Below are 439 nucleotides of genomic sequence, written 5' to 3' on the forward strand. Positions count from 1 at the left end.
GCTCTGAGGACCGCCATGATCGACACCGCACGCCTGACGAATCTCCTCCCTCCCAGAATGCGCAGTCAGCTCGACGCTTACCTGGAAGCGCTCGATCTTCTCCTCCACATCCGAGACCCGCGCGTCCTCGCAGCGCTCGGGCCTTCGGGGGTGAGAGGGATCTTCCTGCATCGGGGGAAGCAAGGAGTCCCCACGCAGATGGCCGCCTCGCACAGCGCTCACGTCGACTGGCGCTAGCCGAGCGAGCAACCAGAGATGGCGGATCTGTACCGACGCGCCAAGGAGGGACAGTGGAACGGGGACACGCTGCCCTGGAACATCGATGTGGATCCGATGAACCCCGAGGTGCCTTTGCTGCCCGAAGAGTTCCTCGATCTGCACCTGCTCGAGGAGTACGGCGCCAAGCTCTCCGAGAAAGAAAAGCGGGAGGTCCAGTATT

Annotated in this window: 1 protein-coding gene; it reads left to right on the forward strand. The window is 63.1% G+C overall.

The genetic code is table 11. The annotated features are described in order from the left end of the window. Positions 1-255: 255 nt before the first annotated feature. Positions 256-439 (forward strand): hypothetical protein (locus tag BN4575_RS22990; RefSeq protein ID WP_218060821.1); only part of this gene is annotated, 184 nt, incomplete at its 3' end.

Source organism: Aeromonas sp. EERV15 (genome assembly GCF_900079845.1).
In the GTDB taxonomy this organism is placed as follows: Bacteria; Pseudomonadota; Gammaproteobacteria; order Enterobacterales; family Aeromonadaceae; genus Aeromonas; species Aeromonas sobria.